7 protein-coding genes are annotated in these 22,503 nt (G+C 47.3%); 3 read left to right on the top strand and 4 right to left on the bottom strand.

All coding sequences use genetic code 11. The annotated features are described in order from the left end of the window. Positions 1-8: 8 nt before the first annotated feature. From LQZ19_RS11180 to LQZ19_RS11190, 3 genes are read right to left on the bottom strand one after another with little or no spacing between them, the layout of a single operon-like run. Positions 9-1,052 carry a type II secretion system F family protein gene (locus tag LQZ19_RS11180; RefSeq protein WP_411047746.1) on the bottom strand — a complete coding sequence of 348 codons (1,044 nt, stop codon included), beginning with the start codon at positions 1,050-1,052 and terminating at the stop codon, positions 9-11. Continuing rightward, a complete protein-coding gene (locus LQZ19_RS11185) occupies positions 1,036-2,541 on the bottom strand; it encodes a GspE/PulE family protein (RefSeq protein WP_411047747.1) in 1,506 nt (501 codons plus the stop codon). Before LQZ19_RS11185 ends, LQZ19_RS11180 begins: the two co-directional genes overlap by 17 nt. Then, positions 2,538-4,514, bottom strand: coding sequence for a type II secretion system protein GspD (locus LQZ19_RS11190; protein ID WP_411047748.1), 1,977 nt, complete (start codon positions 4,512-4,514; stop codon positions 2,538-2,540). Before LQZ19_RS11190 ends, LQZ19_RS11185 begins: the two co-directional genes overlap by 4 nt. Before the next feature lie 173 nt (positions 4,515-4,687). On the opposite strand from LQZ19_RS11190, the gene LQZ19_RS11195 reads away from it, so the two are divergent. The 3 genes from LQZ19_RS11195 to LQZ19_RS11205 all read left to right on the top strand — a co-directional run bounded on the left by LQZ19_RS11195 (position 4,688) and on the right by LQZ19_RS11205 (position 21,725). Then, positions 4,688-5,128 carry a prepilin peptidase gene (locus tag LQZ19_RS11195; RefSeq protein ID WP_411047749.1) on the top strand — a complete coding sequence of 147 codons (441 nt, stop codon included), beginning with the start codon at positions 4,688-4,690 and terminating at the stop codon, positions 5,126-5,128. Between the two features lie 343 nt (positions 5,129-5,471). After that, complete coding sequence (locus LQZ19_RS11200; RefSeq protein ID WP_411047750.1) at positions 5,472-6,938, top strand: hypothetical protein; 1,467 nt, start codon at positions 5,472-5,474, stop codon at positions 6,936-6,938. Positions 6,939-6,941: 3 nt separating this feature from the next. Then, positions 6,942-21,725, top strand: a complete 14,784-nt coding sequence (locus tag LQZ19_RS11205; RefSeq protein WP_411047751.1) for an OmpL47-type beta-barrel domain-containing protein — start codon at positions 6,942-6,944, stop codon at positions 21,723-21,725. Here the strand turns inward: LQZ19_RS11205 and LQZ19_RS11210 are convergent. Continuing rightward, positions 21,694-22,479: an HAD family hydrolase gene (locus LQZ19_RS11210; protein WP_411047752.1), complete on the bottom strand. Its 786-nt coding sequence runs from the start codon at positions 22,477-22,479 to the stop codon at positions 21,694-21,696. The two genes, LQZ19_RS11205 and LQZ19_RS11210, sit on opposite strands and share 32 nt — an antisense overlap. Positions 22,480-22,503 lie beyond the last annotated feature (24 nt).

The following is a 22,503-nucleotide window of genomic DNA, read 5'->3' on the forward strand; positions in this document are numbered from 1 at the left end:
CCTCCTGTCTATAAAATAGTTCCGTATACTGAAAACAATGGAAGTAATATTCCTGCTACTAAACCGAGAATCAGTATCCCAACAAGTGCAATTAATGCGGGCTCTATAAGCAAAATAAATTTGGATGTCCTCCTATCAAGCTCATCCTGAAAATAGGAACGGATCTGGGCGAATACCTGTTCGGTTTTTCCTGCCCGCTCTCCAACAGCGATCCAGTGCCCCAGACAAGGGGGAAAAATGTCGTTTTCCAGGAATGAACGGGCAGGGCTCCCTCCGTTTAATACTCGTTCCCGTACCCGGAACAGGGACTGACGGTAAAGTTTGTTGGAGACCAGCTCTGCCGCTTCCAGGATTGCGTCCTCAACAGATATACCGCTGGCGGTTAGTACTTCCATGGCAAAGGTAAAGTTAAAGCTTTCCCAGGATGTTACAAATCCACCTATCAGGGGGAGTTTTAATAACAGGCGATCAATAAAACTATTAATATCCGAATAGGACGCTTCCATTTTACGGAGTATTCCCAGGACGCCCGGGAGAAAAACGGCGAAGGATGCGGGGATGATAAGCCCCAGTTCTATGGTACGCACATTACGGCGTATACTGTTTCCCGCATCTCCTCCAAAACCGGAAAAGATAAGCTCCATTTTGGGCATTACAAAAAATATCAAGCCCAGGGTTCCCAAAAAAGCGACGATAAGGACAAGCACAGGATAAGCCAAGGCGCCTGAAATTTTGTCCCGTAATTTTTTTCTGTCCCTGAGGTAATTACTAAGCCGGGGAAATATCCGTTCCACCGAACCTACCGCGTCCCCCACCTTAACCATCCCCCGGTAAATCTGCGGAAAGATATCATCCAAACATTCCACTGCCTGGGCAAAGGAGGCGCCCTTATGGATATATTCCAGCAGCATTTTTCCCAACGAGGATGTATCAGAATTACTGTTAATAATGACGAAGGCTTCCAGGGCATCCCTGATGGATAAGCCCGATTCCAGAAGTAGTTCCATCATCTCCGTAAATTCCAGAACCGTCTTTTCATAGTTTTTTTTCATTGATAGTATTATCCCCCTCTGCGGAAAGTACTATTTCCCGTTCCACCTCTCCAAGGGTGGTGATCCCCAGAACGGCCTTTTCCAGTCCGTCCTCCAGCAGGGTTCTCATACCCTGTTTTCGGAGGTATGCCGAAAGGACGTTAATATTTGCCCGGTTAAGGATCAGCTCTTCCAGTCCGGCGTCGGCGGCGAACGATTCGGATGCCACAATTCTTCCGGAAAAGCCCGTGTGTCCGCAGGCGGTGCAGCCCCGTCCCTGGTAGAGTTTCTCTGCGGTGATTCCCGCCGCCTCCAGGAGCCGGTGTTCCTCCGGCGCGGCTTGACGTTCCTCTACGCAGTGGGGGCAGATACGCCGGATCAGACGCTGGGCGGCCGCTCCGCGGAGCACCGATGCGATAAGGTAGGGCTCAATGCCCATGTTGATCAGCCGGTGTATGACCGAGGCGGTATCATTGGTATGGAGGGTGGACAGTACCAGGTGTCCCGTTAAGGCCGCCCGGAGGGTAATCTCCGCAGTAGCGGAATCCCGGATCTCCCCAATCATGATCACATTGGGATCCTGGCGTAAAACCCGCCGGAGTAACACATCAAAACCAAGGCCGATCTGTTCGTTGATCTGTATTTGATTGACCCCCTCCACCAGAAATTCTACGGGATCTTCAATGGTTATTATTTTTAAGGTATCCGACACAAGTTCCCGCAGCATGGCGTTCAAGGTGGTGGTTTTACCGCTTCCCGTGGGACCGGTTAGGAGGAGCAGTCCATGGGGCATCCTGAGCAGCCGGCGTAGGGTGCCAAGCTGTGTTACGCTGAACCCAAGTTCTTCCAGTGAAGTCGCGGCTTTTCTTCCCAGGATACGCAGGACAATTGATTCCCCCCCGGCTATCGGTACAATGGATACCCGGAAGTCCACCTGGTCATCCCCAAGCTTTACGGTGATCCGCCCGTCCTGTGGTTGTCTCCTTTCCAGGATATTCAGGTTGGCCATTATTTTTATCCGGGAGGACATTGCCGGGAAGCGGCTGCCCTCCAGGGTCTTTACGGTTCGCAGAACCCCGTCCTGCCGGTAACGAACACGGAGCCCTTCTCCGGTGGATTCCAGGTGGATGTCCGAAGCGCCGCAGCGTATACCATCTATGCAGATGGAATTAACCAGGTTTATAATCGGGGCGTCATTGGCCAGTTTGTCCAGCAATACCCGGTCATCTATGGCGGGAGCCCCCTTTTCATCCGCCGCCGCTTCTCCCATTCTGTTTCCCAAAAAGGCTGAAAGTTCCGCAGCATCCATGGGTATAAAAACTACGGGCTTTTTATGAAAATTACGAAGGTTGTCCTTCATGGTCTCATCTGCCTTTTCTGTAAATCCAACTTCCACAAGGTTTTCGTCCTCCCGGAGTTTGATAAATCCCCGGGCTTCAATAAATTCTATTGGATACTGGGAGGCGCCTTCGGGGATGGGACCATAGTCGTCCATGCTCATCAGTTTCATTTAAGGTACCCCTCTACAAAACCGTGATAGTACCGTTCCAGCCTGAGGGAGCTGTCCTGTTCTTCATTTGTAGTATCCCGGGAAAGATAGGGGACGATGTAGATGACAATTTCTGTTTTCTCCTTTGTATCGGTCTGATCCCTAAAGAGTCTTCCTAAAAAAGGAATGTCGCCCAAAAGAGGTATCTTCTTGATATTCCTGTTGGTATCCTCCTTCATCAAACCGCTAAGTACTACCGGTTTCCCTGAGGGTGTACGGATCTGGGTATTCACCACCCTTTCAGAAGTTGTAGGCAGGGCAGTTGAATCGTTTGAAGCATTGTTATTCTGCTTTGATACTACGGCATTAATAGAGATTGTGATCATATCATCCCCGGAAATCCAGCCGTTCAGGGCAACGATGAGCCCCGAGGTAATTTCCCGGGTTACGCCGGTGCGGGAAATATTTCCTGTATCGGCGTCCACCTCAAATTCCTGGTAACGGTAAGTATCGGTGTTCTGAAACTTAATTTCCTGGCCCGAGATACCGTTCAGGGTGGTATTGGCGTATACCTCGGCGGTGTTGTCGCCCAGCTGGACGCTCAGGTTTGTGGCGAACTGGTAACCAAACTGGGCTACCACATCAAAACTCAGGTTCATAACATTGGAAAGGTTCCCAAGGAAGGATGTGCCGCTGTCTTCTCCGGCGGGGCTGACCTGGAAACCTCTGCTTACACGGGCTTCCTTGTTTTTCATGTATTCGATAACCAGAAGTTCATAACGGATCTGCGGTTTAGGCCTATCGATAATCCCAAGGTCCTTTAGGAAAAGTTCCCGTTTTTCCTTTGGGCCGGTATAAAAAACAAGGTTAGGAAATCCCGAATCGATAAGTTCTTCCTTTATGACCGAGGGGGGAAGGGCTTTAAAAAGTTCCTCTGTTTTTATATATTTCAGGGTGATAGGATAGTTTTCCCCCGGTCTATCGATCCTTTCAATAAAAGTAATAACCGGATTTATTTCTTCCGGAGTTCCGGTAACAATGACAGTATTGGTTTTCTTATCAATTTTTATATTGTTCCCGGTTCCCATATCTGCGGGCAGCATGGCGGGGAGTTCCTGGGCTTGGAGATAGTTTAAAGGCATAATTCTGGTTTCCTTTAATTTTTTGATAACATCCCTGCGCTGCAGTTCAATAATATAGTAGATATTGTTATGTACCGCATAATCCGCATTTCCCTGTTCAAGAATAATACGCAGCAGGGTATCAAAATCTTTACCCGCATAGTAAAGATTTTCCAGCGTAGTATCTGTTTTGGTGAGGATAGCGTATTCCCGTTCGGCTTTTTTAAAGAGTTCCGGAAGGAGCTCAAGAAACCGCGTATTTCCCAGGGAGACCGAATAGGTATCTCCATCCCGGGTTATTCCCTGGGCGGAGGAAGCGGAAATCCTTGCAGCGCCGGATCCGGTGTGATGGATATAGTAGTAGGCATCGTTCTTTTCAAGGGTAAACTCCTCCAGGCGCTGAATAAGAATATCCAGAACCTTAGGCGGGTCAAGGCCGTCTATATCCACCGAAAGGGTTATGCGGGGCAGGGGATCATGGAGGATCGTGGTATTACAGATTTTTGCCAGGGTCCGTATCAGATTTTCTACATGCACGTCCCTGGCCCGCATGGTAACCAGTCCGGTCGATTCATCCAGGGTTCCCTGTATGCGGGAGACACGGAAGGTATTTCCATCCCTTTTATAGAAAAGATTGTAGGATGAAAGGAAAATTTCAAGGGATTCCTCAAATTCGGAATCGGTAAAATGAAATGATGCGGAGCCTCCCACGGTTTCATCCGCAATAATGGAGGTTCCCGATATTTCCGCCAGTGCCATAAGGATATCCGTTATCTGCTGGTTCCGGAAATCCATACTCTTCATCCGCTGTCCGTACAGTCCCTGGCTCAGGAATAGTACCGTCAGTATAAGAAAAAAATTCTTTTGCTTCATGATATCACCCGTATCCTCTTTGATGTCCGGCCGTATAATTCCGCCGGAATACCCCCTTTAGGGTGAGAACGTTGAATTTTGCTTTAGTCATTTGAAAAAAAAATTAAAAAAAAGTGTATTTTTTGTTTTCTTTTTAAAAAAAAGTATAGTACCTTGGAAAACGAGGTGGCTGCATGACGATTTCGGTACTTCTGCTTTTTCTTATCTTTGCCCTGCCCATTTCGTGGATAGATTTCCGGACCTATCGTATTCCCGACAAACTCATTTTCCCCTGCCTGTTGGCGATTTTTATCCTTCTATTAACTGTAGAAATTGGAACCCTGCCCAATAGGGTGATCGCGGCGTTTCTTAGTTTTTTTTTCTTTCTTATTACCCGCAGTATTACCAAGGGCCTTGGCCTGGGGGATGTCAAATTCGCTTTTCTGATTGGACTCTGCTGCGGTCTGCCCTGGGCCTGTATCGCCTTTCTCGGCGCCGCTCTTTCGGGCATCCTGGCCATCCTGTTCCTCCGCCGCGGGGGCAAGGAAGCATTCCGTCGGCCGATACCTTTCGCTCCCTTTCTGACCCTGGGGGTCATTGAAACCTACATCCTATCGCTTTTTTTCCATTTGTAAACGGCGCCAGGCGTTTAGAAATTAGGAATGAAGAATTTAAACGCAGAGAACACAGAGGGAAGAACACAGAGGCCGCAGAGGAAGAGGGGCTTCCACATCTTCCTTCTCTGTGATCTCTGCGGTTTTTCTTCCTTTCCTATGGCTTTTTACCACCCAGAACATCAGGGCATGGAATACGACTACAGTGACCTGCGGCAAACCTGGCAATTTTCACTTTTTTTTCATTTTTTTTCATTTTGACTAATGCAAAATCCATAAACGATCACTAATACCCGGGAAGGGGAAAAACTCATTCCCTTAACAAATTTTAAATCCGGGCCAAAGGTCCGTTTGGGAGGCTGATATGAAAGGATTTATTGCGGGTTTTGTTTTTTTAATCACCGGTCTGATAGTGGGCGGACAGGAAAACGCCCTGATAGCGCTGCCGGTAGGTTCCCGGCCGGAAAGCGGAGACGTAAGCGCCCTGGAGCTAATTCAGGATTTTCGTGGAGGAATGTATATCCTCTATATTGCTGACGGGGAATTCCGGGCTTTAAAGAGCGGTGAAGGGGGGGAACTCAAACCCTATATAATAGATGGATTTGACGGGAATTTGCTTAAGGCCCGGGATCTTACCATGGTAAGCGGAGGCCCCGAACAATACTCGGCCTTCATTGGTACCAGGGAAGGCGTTGAGGGGATTTACCTTTTCGGCCTTTCCTATATGGGTGACTTGGTCTATTACCCCCTGGGAGAAACAGAAAGCCCCGCCGCCATTACTGCTTATTCTCTTATTTCTTCCAATGACGATGGGCTCCTGATTTTTACCCATACAGACGGCAGGCTTAATTATATTTCAGGGGGCGGTGCGAATGATAGGATAACTACATCTCGGGAGATTTCCCTTCGATCCGAGAAGGTGGAGGATTTTGAGATTTTTCATGACTGGGAACGAAAAACAAACTACGGATGGTACAGGGTATTCAGGGAGGATCATTGGGAATTAAGTTTCTTTTTGATTCGGGAACAGGGGCTGCTGATCCGGGAAAAAACCGGGCCATATCAGACAATGCCCCGGATCGATCGTCTTGAGTCTCCGAATGGAAACCCGGCTTTTACGGTATTGGATAACAAAAATGTGTCCGTATATCAGATCAGCGGCGGGGGCTTTGTCCGGAATTTACATTTTGATGCCCCCCTGAAGGTACAAAGGTATATCCCGGGTCTATTGATAGGCGATACGGATACGGAAGAAATTATTTATAGGGTATCCTTTGAACAATCGGGTATTCCGGTATTAACGCAGTTGTTTGCCCTGCCCGGCGCTTCCCTTATTGATATATTTTTTACCGGCGATAATCAAATTTCCCTTCTATATTATTACGATAGAACTTGGCGTTTTGCGCTCGTTGACTTAGAGGGGAGGCTTAAAAAAGAAGGCCCCATACAAACCCTGAACGAACCGGCCCGGATGTTCTATACCGCCGGGTTTCTCTCGCCCCGGTTTTGCGTCCTTAGGGGTAATGGGGGAAATAGCGCTCTTGCTTTTTTCAGGTTTGAAAATGAGGACTGGAAACTTTTACGGGAAATACCGGCTCCTCCGGGATCATTTTTTCAAGGGGAGAAAAACATCCTACTCAATCCCTTCTATATGGAAAATGAAATTATCACCATGGTTTCTCCGGATATGCTTGTAATTATCGATGATAAAAACGGCAGGGAACAATCATTGGAGATAAGTACATATACCTGGAGCCGCAGAATTAATGGATCGATCTGTCTGGCGGTATACGCAGGAAATGAAATTGCCCTGTACCGCATGGAGGAGTAGAAAATGAAAAACAAGCTTAGATCCGCAGTTTTTATATGGTTCTTTCTTTTTGGTTTCCTGGTTTCAGCCATGGCCGATCAGTTTTTGGTTGATAAATTTATTAACGGTTATTTAACGCTTACTGTTACTGCGACAGGAGATGCTTCTTTTTATAAAGAAAAATATGATGTTCTTCACAGTAACCCCCGCGGTAATATATCTCTGAATATAAATGTCGAGATGGATTTAAGTGAATACACCATACCTGCAAAAATAGAGATATTTGATCAAGATACCGGTCAATGCGTGGATACTTATTATCATACCGGTGCTGCAATTTATTATTCATTTCCTTCTTTGCCAAAAAACGCATTCATTAGAATATTTGTTGAACCAAAAGCCTATTTAACTAGTTTTTCTTCATATGGGTTTACCTACTATATAGGGTGTGATGACAGCGCTCCATCTATTATAGTTACAAATAGGGGTTTTCTCGTATCCGATCGTTTTATTACTAATGTTAAGTCTGAAGAATTCACTTTGAATGCCGTCGATGATTTATCCGGGGTAAACGAAACTTCCTGGAAAGCTTGGGAAATTGATGAAGGCCGGGAATACGGTAATAAGATCCCCTTGGTAGAAGGACACCAAAATTTTAAAATCACTGTCAAGGATAATGTAAATAACATGGCAACAAGAACTATTTCCACAACGACTGACCTGACTGGACCAGTGGTAACCATCACGGCAAATCCCCCAAGTGGATTTACCAATGGGTCTGGGGTGGAACTGACTGCCGTTGGATATGATGCATTGATGGGTATAATTCCGGACACATGGCAGTTCTCGACAGACTCTGGTAAGTCATGGAGCCCCGAGACCAGACTTAATAATAAAACGATCATTACTAAGGAAGGGTCCCATGAAGTCCGTTTCAGGGTAAGCGACGGTATCGGGAATGTTGGAAGCGCGTCCATAATTTGTGGAATTGATAGAAAAATCCCGCTTGTGAATGTAGTGTCGGGAGACATGGATAATAGATGGACTGCAATTCCCCAGGGGAGAATCCTGCAATTTTCTGCACGCGACATATTCCCCGGGCTGGCAATAATTGAATATTCTCGGGACGATGGCGCTTCATGGATCTCTTTAGATGCTAACAATTTTTCACCGAAGATAACTGTCTCCGGGGAAGGAAGCAATAGGGTTATTTTAAGGGCCATAGACAAAGCCGGGAATGAAGCAAGGGCAGAGGGGAAGATTAATATAGATACACTTCCTCCGGAATTTGTTCTTTCCATTAACGGGTGTGCCCGTAAAGAGAGTAATGGCTGGATAATCCCGATAAGGATATCGGATATTTATGATGCAGGCTGCGGCTTTGATTATGATTCGTTGAAATATACCCTGGATGAAGGGCAGCCAACCAAATTCCAAGGATCAGTATCGGGGTCTGTATGCGAAATGTCTATTCTCGCCCCTTTCCTTTCGGAGGGTGACCACGTCGTAAAAATATCAGGGACGGATAACCTTGAACATGTCAGGGAACAGGCCATTACTTTTTCTATAGATATGATAGCGCCGGATATCCGGGCCGGTTCAACGCTGGGAGACACTGTGGAGGAGCTCTCCTGGACTAAGCGGGATCGCTTTGAATATTTTATTACGGATGCGGAAAGCGGGGTAAAGACACATTCTGTCGAATTAAGCGTCATACTTCCCAACGGATTTTTATCCGCAATTGACGGGTATACTGTTACGGAAAACGGAATTGTTTTCAGTGATGCGGCGCCGGATGGGATATATAACGTATTGATTAAAGCTGTGGACAATGCAAATAATATCGGTGAAAGAGTCTTTTTCTATAAGTTTGACAGGAGCCCTCCGGAGATAAGCCCTCTGGTGATAAAATCCGGCGCCGCTTATGTAACGATAACCGGGACAGATAAGGCCAGCGGCCTGGATAGAAATTGTTGGTCCGCCTCGACAGGTGGTGTTTCCAGCGCCGATGGATATACCATTGAACTTCCTGAGGGTTTACATGAGCGGGAATTTACCCTGCGGGATATTGCGGGTAACAGTACTACTAAAAAAGTTGTTATCTGTATAGATCAGAGTCCTCCGGAAATAAATCTGCATTTTCCGGAATATGGGATTGCAGAAAAACTTTCGCTGACAATTGATGTAAGGGACAATCTTACGGAAATAAGCGGTCAATGGTACCTGCTTGAGGGTGTCAAAACAGTTCTTGATAAGGTTCATTGGAAATCCATAGACATTCCCCTTGATTCTTATGCCGAAGGATTCCATACCATACGCTCCGGCGCCGTGGATGAGGTTGGCAATTCCGGGGAAAGCGGGGATTATCAATTTATCATAGACAGAACCCCGCCGGATTTAAGGAGCTTTGAATTACGGGATGCTCTAAACAGGGATCGTATTATCGGGAAGGACGATTATATCGGCTATGGCGAAGTCCTGGTAAAAATTATCGGTGAGGATCGGTTTATCCATAATTCAGAAATGCAGAGCGGGTTTATCAAATCCTATTTCTGGGATGTCAAACAGGATGCTGCCGAAACGCCGGTTTTTGTATCCCAAAGGCAATCCGCAGAAAACGAATTCACCATAGGAAATCTAAGTGACGGCTTTAACTATATCTATATCCGTGCTGAGGATGGCGCCGGGAACCAGAGTAATATTCTGAATTTTACCGTATTACAGGATCAACGCAGTCCCGGTTCTCCAATGATACGAAGCACTACCCACGCAGAGGCAGATAGGCCTGAACAGGCAGGTTCCTTGTCCCGGGCGGAATTTAATTTTTTTCCGGCCTTTGAAATGAAATCAGGTATCAGTGGGTACCAATGGAAAGTAGAAAAACTGCTTATTCGGAATGGTTACGAAGAATTCCCGGAGCTTGTACGGGAAGGGCAAACTACAGAAATAGATCAGGAGGGAAAGGGGAAGCTCTCTATTGAATTGGATGATAATAGGGAAAACGAATTCTACAATTTATTTGTGCAGTGTATTGGCGGGAACACCAAGCCTGGTTCCTGGGCAAAATACCGGTTTAGGATAGATACGGAAGCGCCGGGAGAACTGCGGATTCAGACGGTTCCACAGGTAGAAAGTTTACGCTGGTATAATCAATGGAACACCCTGATACGATGGAATAAACCTTCGGACATGACCGGTGTTGCCGAATACCGGTATCTTCTTCTGCCGCAGGATGAACCCATGGAGGAACCCCAGGGGGAGGATTGGGATATTTTTTTCTGGAATCGTACTACTGATACGGAGGTCCCGGTGGATCTCCGGAATATCCTGGGCGGGAAAAAATCCGGGAGAGTACAAATTGGAGTCTGGGCCATTGATTATGCGGGAAACCGGAAATTTGGCGTAACATCATTCGGATACGATTTTGCTCCTCCGGAATTTGAGAGTAATTATATTACCATCACCGATGTTGAAGATTATATGGGTAAAGGTAAGAGCATAAGTTGGGATGTATTAAGGGATGGCGAATCGGGTATGGATCATATTGCCATATTTGTCACCGATGAGGAACGTATCCGTACCTATACTGTCGGACCTGAAACAACCGGGTATATTGTTACTCCCCTGGATGACGACAGGGTATATACGGTAGTAGTTCGGGGGTATGACAGCGCCGGAAACCAGGCGGAAATCTATGCCCTATGCACTACCGGTAGTGCGGTTATCCCCGATACCTATGCCATACCCTATTTGGAAAATATTAATGGATATCAACTTTCCGGAAAGAAACGTATTGGACCGGAGGGAATTTCCTTTGAGGATATTACCCTACAGATCCCCGGTACACTTGAAATTTACGCAATCACCGTTATTGATGGAATGGAAACCCGGGAGCCCATGGGGAAAATACCCCTTGAGGAGATAAATATAAAAGACGGCGCCATTGAAAATGGAGAGACCGGTAAGGGAAGGTATGAACTCAGGGTCGGCGGATTTATCCTGGAAGGAGAAAGGATAAGTTTTAACCGTACCGGGGGGATAAGCCTTGGGGATGCGATTTATACTCGGCCTATGGTTATCGCCGGGCTTCAACAGGAAAAAACAGTACACCTGGGACCCTTCAGTATAGGATTTCCGCCGCTTATCCAGCTTAGTTCAGGGAGCGCTGCTATTGGGATCCCGGTACATATCACTAGTACCGCAGACGAAACCCCTGGATTTACATTGACAGGGGTTGAGTCCCTGGCTTTACGGGGAAGAAAAGAGTGGTTTTACGGAAATGAAATTTCCTTTAACAAACAGTATTTGACAGACCGCTTAATTTATCTGGAATCGTCCGTAGAAGGTGGTAGTATCAGGCTTAAGGATAGTTCTATGGAAGAGGGGAGCCGGAATCTTAACGCTCTTCTGGATATACCGGCGGCAGAATCTCTGAATCTTACCCTTGGGAAGGCGGTGTACGTTGTGAAAAGAGGGGGGATTCGCGGCAGTTATTTGGATATTTATGAGGCGGTTTTATCTCTGCCCGTTGGATATGAACCCAGAGAATTAAGGATACGGAATTTTACCATCGACAGCCGGAATGGTTTTGTGCATCAGGGTCCGGATTTTTATGCGGACACTATTAAAATTACCAGTCCCAGCGGTGCGGTATTTGATGGAATAAAAACAGAATTTGATATCCGGGGGAATCTGCTTGTATCGGGGACCGTCAGTTCGGAAGTTTATGGTACCTATAGAACGGAAAACACAATTCTTACTAACAGCGGTATTGATTGGGAGGCCGGAGCCGGGATAACAGGGTTTACCACGGACATTCACGGATTCTTGGTAAGTGCAGGAAAAGCATGGTTAACCGGGGATGGTATACTTATCTCTGAAGGAACAATTGATATTTGGGATAATCAGCAGGTAATTACCGGATTAGGTCTTGGAAATAATCGAAAAAATGAAGTCTGGCAGAACGGAATAATACGGGATGCGTTTTTTGGTGATCCGGGATATGGCAGCCAAATTCAGTTTAGCGCGGGGAGGATTACCGCCGACGGGGTTTTTAGCAACGCCGTTCTTCCGCTTGGAAATGGTATCACGGATCAGGCAGGTATGGGGTATTGGGATTTTCCCGGAATAAAACTTAATCCTAACGGCATCGTGACCGGGGAGTACGGGGGGGAAAAACTATTTATCATAGCCGGTAACCTTATTAAGGCGGAAAATATTAGCTTTGATGGGGGACAGATACGAATAGGAAGGGGAAGGATAGAAAATGTCCTAAACCTGAATCCCGGCGATATTACCTTTACGGGAATGGGTTTTGATTACCGGGGCATAGCCACGGAAGGTTTATCCGCGGGCAGTTTTAAATATTATACTTCAGGCTGGGAGGTTCGCTATGAAGGTTTTAGCTTTGACGGGCTGGGCATAAAGGGACGGGGATCACTCCGGCTTCCGGGGAAACTTGGCGGGCTTAGTATTGAGTTTCCGGAAACCAGAATTTCTACGGATGGGCTTTTTACCAGCGGTACCCTGGACGGAATACGGGACGTTTTTCGCTTTCAAAATATATCCCTTTCCGCAGATGGGGTTTTGATGAAGATCCTGAATGGAAACTATGTCCTTGAAATAAGCTATCCCATTGTTTCATTGAAGGAGATCAACGGGCCGGATATTCTTTTTGGCAGCGTTATTTTTGATTCCGATGGCAAGGTTCTTGCGGGAAATAATGAAGAGCGGCAATTTAATTTTACCGCATCCAATGGTTATGTGATAGGGGTTGAAAAATCAAGAATTGAAAATGAAGGTATTATCATTGAAGGGGTGCTTTCTCTGCAATGGCCCGGTCAGAATATTTCAATTCCCGGCGGGAAATACAGAATACTTTCTGATTACAGCGTAAGTGGAACCGCCATGGATACAGAGCTTGTATACCAAATTGGCGATTGGTCCATAAGCGGAAGGGATATCGAAATTGATGTTGACCGAATACGGATTGGAACTAACCGGATCCTGTTCCGGGAAATAGAAATCAATATCGGAGAGGTGCCTCTTAGCATTGACGGGCAGCTTTTGCAGGAGGTGGTTCAGGCACAGGATCTTGGGATTGCTCTCCTTGGCACTGTAGCGAAGATAACCGAAACACGATTCTCCGGTGAGGGGATGGAAGCAGGGCTGATTATTGTTTTGCCTGCCTACCTGGGAGGTAAGTCCTTTACTTTTGATACGGTGGGTTTCAAAACCGATGGAGGATTTTGGATAGAAAAGAAGATAGATCAGTTTGAATTTACCGCCCTTGATTTTACGTTTAGCATGAAGGAAGTCACGCTGGATAAACTTGGTCTCCATGCAGAACAGGCATCTATTGTTCTGCCGGAGTCCATGGAAAGGATAAACATCGGTGTCCGGGACCTGAGGATATCAAACACCGGTGCAGTTAGTATAGGGAATACCGAAATAAGCCCCTTTACGCTCTGGAATATGAATTTTACGCTGAATAATTTTTCTATTGTTAATGAGGAGGTAAGCTTCGCCGGTAGTATTCGTCTTCCCGAAACTATGCCGGGTGAATTATCTGCCAGAGAAATACAGATCCGGGATTTCAGGGTAGATCTCGGCGGCGATATATTGCTCTTGGATGTGTGCCTGAATGGGGAGTATACGGTACCTTTTACCGGTGTCTGGAACCTGCTCTTCCGGGATGTTAGGGTTGTTTTTTCTCTGGGACAGCCATGGATAACAGCAGAAGCGGTAAAACTACTGTTTCCCCAGGAATATACGGTTCAGGATGCACGTGTAGATCAGGTTAAATTTAACCCGCTAACCGGAGAGTTTGCTTTTTCCGATATTATTATTAATACAAATATTTCAATGAATTTCATTGGGATTGATTTCACCCTGAATGAGATACAAATCCAATCAGGATTGGCTATTAAGTTTATCGGTTCCGCTCATTTCTCCGACCCGGAACTGCCGGCCTTTATCGCCGGAAAAACCGCAAATGTCAACAGTTTTGAAATACTTTCTGATGGAACCCTTGGTACAATAGATATTTCTTTGAGCGGCCTTGAGGGAGGTATTATCCCGGGGGTGAATGGTATAGTATTGAAGAAGGGACATATTGCCCTGCAAAAGAAAGGGGAGAAATCCCTGATAATAGACATAGGTGGTAATATCACCCTGAATACCTCCATGCCCGCGGGTTTAGCGGGAACCGCCCTGAAGATAGAAACCTTTACCTATGATATCACCGACAGGGTAATTACCCGGTTAAAAGCTTCAGTAGTTTTGCCAACCGCCAACTCTCTGGGAAATGTTTTCTCTAAGCTCTCCATAGGTATTGACTGGAACGAAGCGAAACAAACAGGTTTTGTAAACCTATCGGGTAATATTCTTCTTCCGGATTATTTTCCTGATTCTCTCCGTGCGACGGAAGTTAAAATTAGTAATTTTAAAATAAATTTTGATGGTACCATTCAGGCCTTCTCTGCAAAATATTCCACAGAAAAGGGCAAGCCCTATGATGCCTTTGGATCACTGCAGTTATCCGATGTGGTTATTGAGTCATCTTTGAAATCCGATGTGGTGAGTTTTGATTTGGCGGGAACGGTGATATTTCCGGAAAATAAATTTCCCCAGGGTATAGGAGGGCTGCGGACTTCAATAACCATGGAATTTGATACTGTATCGGGCTTAAAAACAGTATCCGCTTCCGGGGTCCTGCCGGTTGAGAAATTATTCGGTTCCATGGAATTACGAAACGGAATGGTAGGTATTTCTAAATCGGCGGGGCAGCCCATGGAAATATCCATTGGAGGGGAACTGTCGTTTCCGGATTTCTTTCCCACAGGCCTGCGGGGAATTTCTGTGGGGATACAGAAATTAACCATAAATACCTACGGTGATATACTGGATGTAAATATCACCGCCTCCGGTATAAATGCCAAAATATTCGGAATGGTAGATCTGACCAATGGAAGTATAAATTTCCGAAAAGGCTCCAAGCAGGAATTTCTGATTAATATAGGCGGCAGTATCCAGTTTAGTAATACCGGACTGCCTGAGGGTATCAGGAATTCGTCAATGGTTTTAAGAACCCTGGAATTATCCACCCGTACCGGGTTGAATACATTTGATGTGAGTCTTAACTCGGAAATTATTTTTTCCATCCTTGGGGGGATACGGGTAAATTTCAGCAGCCTGAATCTCAGTGAATCCGGAATAAGTATCAGCGGCAGCGCTACGTTGCCATCTTACTATCCAAACGGAATAGCCGATACCCGGATAACCTTGTCAGCCCTTAAGATGGGGTGGGATGGTACCATACAAGATATCAAGGGCGGAATTGGGGGATGGTCCATGACTCTTGCGGGATTTACCGCAAGTATTGAAGAACTTCTCTTTGAAAAGGATCCCGTGGAACAGTTCCTGATAACCCTAAAGTCCTGTAAAATCCGGCTGCCCCTGGGGTTCGGTGATTTTGGGGGCCAATATATCGCCGTTAAAAATGCCAAAATTAGGCCCAGCGACGGCGCTTTTCTGGGGGATATAGAGATTTCAAAGTTAGAAACTGAAATCGCCGGATTTAAATTGGTTCTGGATAAACCATCACTTGAGTTTTCCGAAAACAAGATAGGTTTTTCCAAGGCAACCCTAAAGTTTCCGGATTTTGTTGGTAAGGGCGAGATTACCCTGAACAAAGTAAAAGTATCCGCTTTAGAGGGATTACAGATTTCCGGCAGCGCATTTAAGCTGCCAAATTTCAGTGTAGGAGCTTTGACCTTTAATGATGTAAAAGTTAATTTTTCTAATGATCATCAAGGATATACTCTGGAAGGTGGTGGTTCCGTCCTTATTCCCGGAGCGGGAAATATCACCGCTGTTCTTGGGTTTGCAACAATAAGCCCAACCTATCCTATAGGCCTTAAGCAGGCATATTTTTCGTATGTTCTGGCCACAGGAGGGATTCCGCTGGGTACTTCGGGCTTATTCCTTAATGGTATTAGCGGCGGTATTGCTTATGGTCCTCCCAATGAGGTACCCCAACCAGGCAGGGGTTTGTTCAACGATACGGGTCCACGGATAGCCGTGGGGCTGCATGTGGGTGATGCCTATGGCGGTACTATTCTTGATATGACTCCCAATGCCTGGGTTGATATAAAAAACGGTACCTGGGCCTTTGAGGGTAAAGCCATGATATTGAAGGGAAAACTTGATATTAATGCCAGGTTAAGCGCCGCAATGGGATCGAAGGGATTTGTGGGAGAGGTGTATGTACAGCTTGCCTTTGCCGAAGGAGGGGTTACTATTTATGTCTTTGATAAATCCGGGCGAACGGTTTTCTCCGGTCAGGGATCGGTAAAATTCGGTATAGGTAAGGGTGCAATTATCGATAGTTGGTTTATAAAAATTCCTTCAAGCAATATGTGGCTTGTAAAGGTAAACGCTGAATTCGGACTGTTTACTAATGGGAGAGCGGGATTCAAGGGAACTGTGGGCTTACCAATTGTTGGTACCGTGGGCGTTTTTGTAGGGCCGGGAAAGTTTGACTTTGGTACCCTATCAAGCTACAAAATAGAAAAACCGGACTGGATCAAAAATGTCCGGGGTTTTGGAGATCGGGATGTTAATTCTCTGGATCGTAATGATCGGAGCGGCAGCGAAGATGTTAGTTACCGGTTCTTTATTCCGTCAAAGGGTAAGGATTTTTCAGCACCCCTCGGTATGCTCTATGAAGAATATGACGGAACAGGAAAAATACCGGACAGCGGCCTTGATAGGCTCATCGTTTTGCTTGAGTATATTGAAGGGGCTCCTCAGTTAACGGTAAGTTCCCCATCGGGAATTGAATACCGTGAAGGGTATGAGGGGACTGAAACGATCGTTGAGAAAAACGGTACTATTTTAGTTATCCATTCTGCGGAAGCGGGGATCTGGCAGCTGCGGGTAAGCGGACTTGAAGAAGACGCCTATCAGTTAAGCGCCCTGGGCAGTATGGCCATGCCAATGCTGGAGCTTCGGGAACCGGCGCTTGCTGTACCGGAACGGGTAAACGGTACAGTACGGGTCCGGGGGATAACGGAGCCGGGTAAAACGGAGATCCGTATTTTTGCCCGGGAAGAGATGGAAGTTCCGGGGATGGAATTGGGAACCTATGCTATCGATCCCGATGGCCAATTTGACCTGATGGTTCCGGTACAGGATCTTAATGACGGGGAATACTTTATCTACGCGCAGCTTGAAGGACCGGAGGAATATCTGTCCCCCACGGCTTATGCTCCGGGGAAAATTTTGCTGGACAGGGGTGAACTACCCCTTTTGGCGCCCGGAGAATTGCGGATCGCAGAAACAGATCCTGGAATTCTGACACTCCATTGGCAAAATACTAATGGCGGACGCACCGAAGGGTACAAAGTTAAAATCCGGGACAATGGGGAAGAAACGGAATCTATTGTATACGTGGGTAATATAACTGCCCTCAGCTTTCCGGGGTATACGCCGGATCAGGAAATATCCTTCGCCGTTACCGCCCTGGATAATAAGTATCAGGAGGGGTCATGGTCGGATCAGATATCTTTCCGGCCCGGTCAGGAAAAACCGGTCTTCAATCGTCCGGCTGCCCTGACGGAACGTTTCCGGAAACGTGGTTTTGTCGGCAGTTTTATTGAAGGTACCATTAGGGCCGGGATAGAAAATTTCCATGAAAGCGCTGATGCTTCCGGGTATATAGGGGTCCGCTATACCGGTCCGGAACAAAATCAGTCCTTCAACATGCATTTTGCGCCTCCGGTTAAGGTAAGTGAAACGACCGTGGATATACCCTGGTATATGGGTATTCCCGAATCTATGGGGCCCGGTCTCTATGAATATCCCTGCGAATTTTTTAACGAAGCTAATAGCGCTTTGAACAGTCCATTTACCATTGAAGTGGAAATTAGTTGGCCCGTACCTGATATTACCGCGGTGGAACCCTCTGCAATAAGCGGAGTAAGTGAAAATATTCTTACCGTATATGGGAGTGGTTTTGTACCCGGAACCAGGGTATTCTGGGAAGATGAAGAACTGATAATCCTGAATGATGGAACCGATACAAGCTCAGGAACAATGCGGGTAGTACTGCCGCCCCGATCGGGAACCGGACTAAAACAAAACAGTACGGAAGAGGGTAAAATCATCATCCGGGGCCCCGGTGGTGACAGGGCTGTTTTTCCCATAACAGTTTTACTGCCCGGTTATAGACTATCCCTTTATACCAGGACCGCTGAAACCATTCCCGGCGGGAAAGCGGATTATGCCCTGGGGCTAAGTTCTGTGAACGGATTTGAGGGGACCGTGTCTTTCAGGGTATTGGATCAACCTGATGAGCTGGAAATTTTCCTCCCGGTAATTACCGTAAAAGCACCGGAAAACAACGCGGAAAACATTACGGGGGTTATAGAGATTTATGTCAGGGAAAATACCATGCCCGGTTCCTATAGTTCCCACATCGAGGCCGAAGGAGGCAAGGTTTTTGAATTAGTTACCCTTGTACGGGATATTCCCCCTGTTCCCGCTCTTACAAGCGTAGTTCCCAGGGCGGCCTATACGGGCGACGAAATCCACATCTACGGATATGGTCTTGGGTCACCGGGAACCCTGTTTCTTAATGGGAAGGATGTTCCGGTCTCCCGGTGGTCCGATGGGGAATTGATTTTTGTTGTTCCCGACGACGGATTAAGCGGTAAAATTCATGTACGTTCTTCGGGGGGTGAAAGTAATGCCCTTACCTTTACGGTAAAGGATAGGGGCTTTGATATGCATCCCGGCACTGAACGGCTGGAATTAAATGCCGGGGAAGAAAAAATTCTCCCCATTGCGATAACGGGATACACGGATACGGTTAAGCTAAGCGTCACCTGCGAGCCCGGCGCGCCCTTTACTGCGTCCCTTGACAGGGAAGAGCTGAAACCCAATGCCCGGGTAAATTTGCGTATCCGGACGGAACCGTTTGCGGGAAATGGTGTTTGGAATATTGTCATCCATGGTACAAGCCGTGGTTTTGAATCCACGGCGGAAATAGCGGTACATATCGGCAGCTCGTTCAGCATTACTACTACACGGCTTCCCGATGGGTTAGTGGAGGTCAGCTATTACGGCGAACTTGCAAGCCGGAATGCCGGGGGAGAAGTTGAGTATCAAGTGAAACAGGGCGGCTTACCTCCGGGACTTACCATGACTTCCCGGGGAATAATAAGCGGACGGCCCCTGGAACAGGGTCAATATCGGGTAGATATTGAGGCACGGGATAGGATGGGCTGGAAGGATGGACGCTCTTTTACCATAAAGATATGGGAAGAGGTTTGGGGGCAGGAAGGGAAAGACGGAGGACAGATATCGTCGGTAAGAACGGATCTTCCCGCCAATGATGATACCGCCTGGATCTATGAAGGGAAGGATACGGTTATACAGCTCCTGGGAGCGGAGAATAAAATTATTGTTCTTGGCCATAAAAATCTTACCGCCCTAATGGCAGGAGACGGCGGCCTGGTTTGGAACATACAGGGCGCCTATAAAAAAGTACTCTACGCAGGCAGTAGGCTCTATGCCTTAACAGAGGAGGGACTTCTTGAAGTCCGGAATTTCCATAGCGGCGCATTGCTTTGGTCACGGGAGGAGATTCAGGCAATTAGTACCGATGGTACTACTATTATTGAAGAAACAAAGGATCGGCGCTTCTTTAGGAACGCAGAACGGGGAACTTTAATTGAAGAACAGAAAAAGACTACAGAAACTAAGATTCCGATACTATGGCGATACGGTACCGCCTACGCCATAGACGATACTAAACTGGTTCCCCTTTACGGCGCCGGTAAACCCTGGGATGCGGGTGAGAAGATCCTCGTCGCGGCTGCGGATATCTGCGGCGGTGCGGTGATCACCGAAAATTCTCTAGTCCTCTTTGACAGGGAAATGGCGGAAACACGGCGGATTTCTTATACCCATCATTCAGGGGTCATAATATCCTTGACCGATGAAGGGGTATCGGTATTGGATAAGGGAATTCTCCTGTCCTATGACCGGGAGGATCTGAAACTCCAATGGACACGCCGGATAGACGGCGCTGTTCCTGCAAACGGTTTGGAGAAAACGGTAATTGCCGGCCGGGATGGTCTAATGGTTTTGAACCGGTATACGGGCGGTGTGATTTGGCAGGACGAGAAGCGGTATAACAATTTTGCTCTCTATCATGAACGTATTTTTGCGGCGGACACGGATGGTACCATCCGGGCCTTTAATGGCCCTGCCAATGTTTATGGGCCGGTAACGACAATACGGATTGAGAACGGCGGGGATTTGGGTTTCGATGGCTGGTACACCCGGACACCGGAGATTGAAATTACCGGCGCCGACCGGGAAACCTATGTCGCCAGGACCCTGATGCAGCTTAATGACGGACCATGGGAGAAGGCGCCGGAGCAGTTTTTGCCGGAAGACGGGGAGCATCGTATCATCGCCTATGGTGTGGACAGCCGCGGCCTTAGGGGAGCGGAAGTTCAGCGTCAGTTTAAGGTTGATACGGGATTGCCGGAAAGCGTTCTTACCCTGTCCCCCGAAGAGCCGGAAAGCGGCTGGTATAATCAAGCCCTTACGATCACCTTGGATACCCTGGATGATATGTCCGGAATTGATTGGATTTGGACTTCGGTTTCAGCCTACTCGGGACCAATATATCTGGCGGATCAGGGGATACACCACTTCTCCTGGTATGCTCTGGATAAAGCGGGAAACCGGGAGGAAATACAGCGGCGGGATATTAGAATTGATCTTGAACCGCCCTATGCGGAGGCTTTGGTGGTTTATGATCAGGCTATGGCCAAACTGACTATTACTGCCCGGGATCTCTTGTCGGGTACAGCGTTTATTGAATACCGGATCAACAGCGGCGGTACGGAACAGTACCGGGAACCGCTGGTGTTTACGGAACCCGGGACCTATCAAGTCAGCTACCGGGCAGGGGACCGTGCGGGAAACATTGGCCCCTGGCAAACCAGCAGCGTGGTGATCGCGGCGAATATCAGCGAGGTAGTTCTTATTGATTCGCCCTTGATAAACGGTATGCCCAGAACGGTGATGAGCCATGCCCGGAACGGAATGCCCCTGATAGACGCCGTTGATGACGGGGTTATAACAAAACTTCCCTCCTATACCTTGGGAGCAGAATATATACTCTGGAAAGAGGGGGATGCGGAACTTGACGAAAGCGCCCGGATCCGTTTCCAGGTAAAGCGAAATGCGGTGGTCTATCTTTTCCTGCCTCAGAATACTGCGGTTCCCGGATCTTGGGCTTTTGTGGAGGATAGGGTGGATATCAACCGGCAGTACTATCCCGGCGGCGCTGCAGTCTATATGAGACGCTATGGTCCTTCCGGCTGGGTAGAAATATCCGGCGCCCCCATTGGTATTGTTCAGCCCCTTATCATGGTGCAGGAGAAGGGAAGCATAGGCGCAGATATACTGATTTATCCGGAAACCGCGGCACTTCCCGCGAAGATCTTTACTCTGGAGGCTCTGGTTCAGCCTTGGCAGTACAGCCGCCGCATGCCTCTGCGCAAAAGGTGGTTTGTAAACGCCGGTGACGGCTGGATGCCCCTGGAAGGGAACCATTACGAGGCGCCACCGGATTCCGGCGAAGAAGCTATTGAAAAGGATGTTTCAGTTCCATTACGTTTCAGGCTGGAACTCTACACACCGGATGGCGAGGTAGAATACCGGATAGAAAAGGTGTACGACATTTCAACGGATTTTACAATTGCTGTTCCAGGACAAACTTTTTAATGGCCTGACCGACACCGCCCTTTCCGCAGTCGCCGGTGATTTCTCCGGCGACTGCTTTCAGCTCCGCACAGGCATTGCCCATGGCGATACCCAGGCCGGCGGCGCAGATTATGTCGATATCGTTTCTGCTGTCGCCGATGGCTATGCTGTTTTCACGGGGGATGTCCAGGGTCTCAAGGACTATGGACATCCCCTTTGATTTACTTTCCCCAAGGATTATCCCCTCAAAGTAAACCGGAGGAAAGGTATTAAGCTGGAAATACTCACTTAAAAAATTCCGTTCCTTTTCGCTTATTTCGCCTTCAATGGTTAATTTTGATATTATTGCATCGGAGTATTTAGTAAGAAAATCGTCTTTCTTAGTTACGGAAAATATTTTTTCATCCGTATTGTAGTGCTCCGGAAGTTTGATCCCGTAAACCCCGTTTGCCCCTTCAAATACACAGAATTTATTTAATTGAAAATAGAGAGCGCATATGGCGGGAAGAAGTTCCTGGGGTATCCACTTGTGATAAATGGTCCGGTCTCCGATTACCACCTGGGCGCCGGCGCCGGCGATGATGCCGTCTATCCAGGGAGCATCCTTTAATATCCCGGGAATATGGGCCAGGCCCCGGCCGGTGCTGAGAAATATTTTATGGCCCCGGCGGTGGGCTTCCTCAATCTGTTCTACATCCTCCGGGAAAGGGCCGGTTTCATTGGTAACCAGGGTTTCATCTATATCCAGGAAAATAGCCTTTAACGAATTTTTCATACATATCCTTCCATTTTATTTAAT

The organism is Treponema primitia, from assembly GCF_046533075.1.
Classification (GTDB): domain Bacteria; phylum Spirochaetota; class Spirochaetia; order Treponematales; family Breznakiellaceae; genus Termitinema; species Termitinema primitia_B.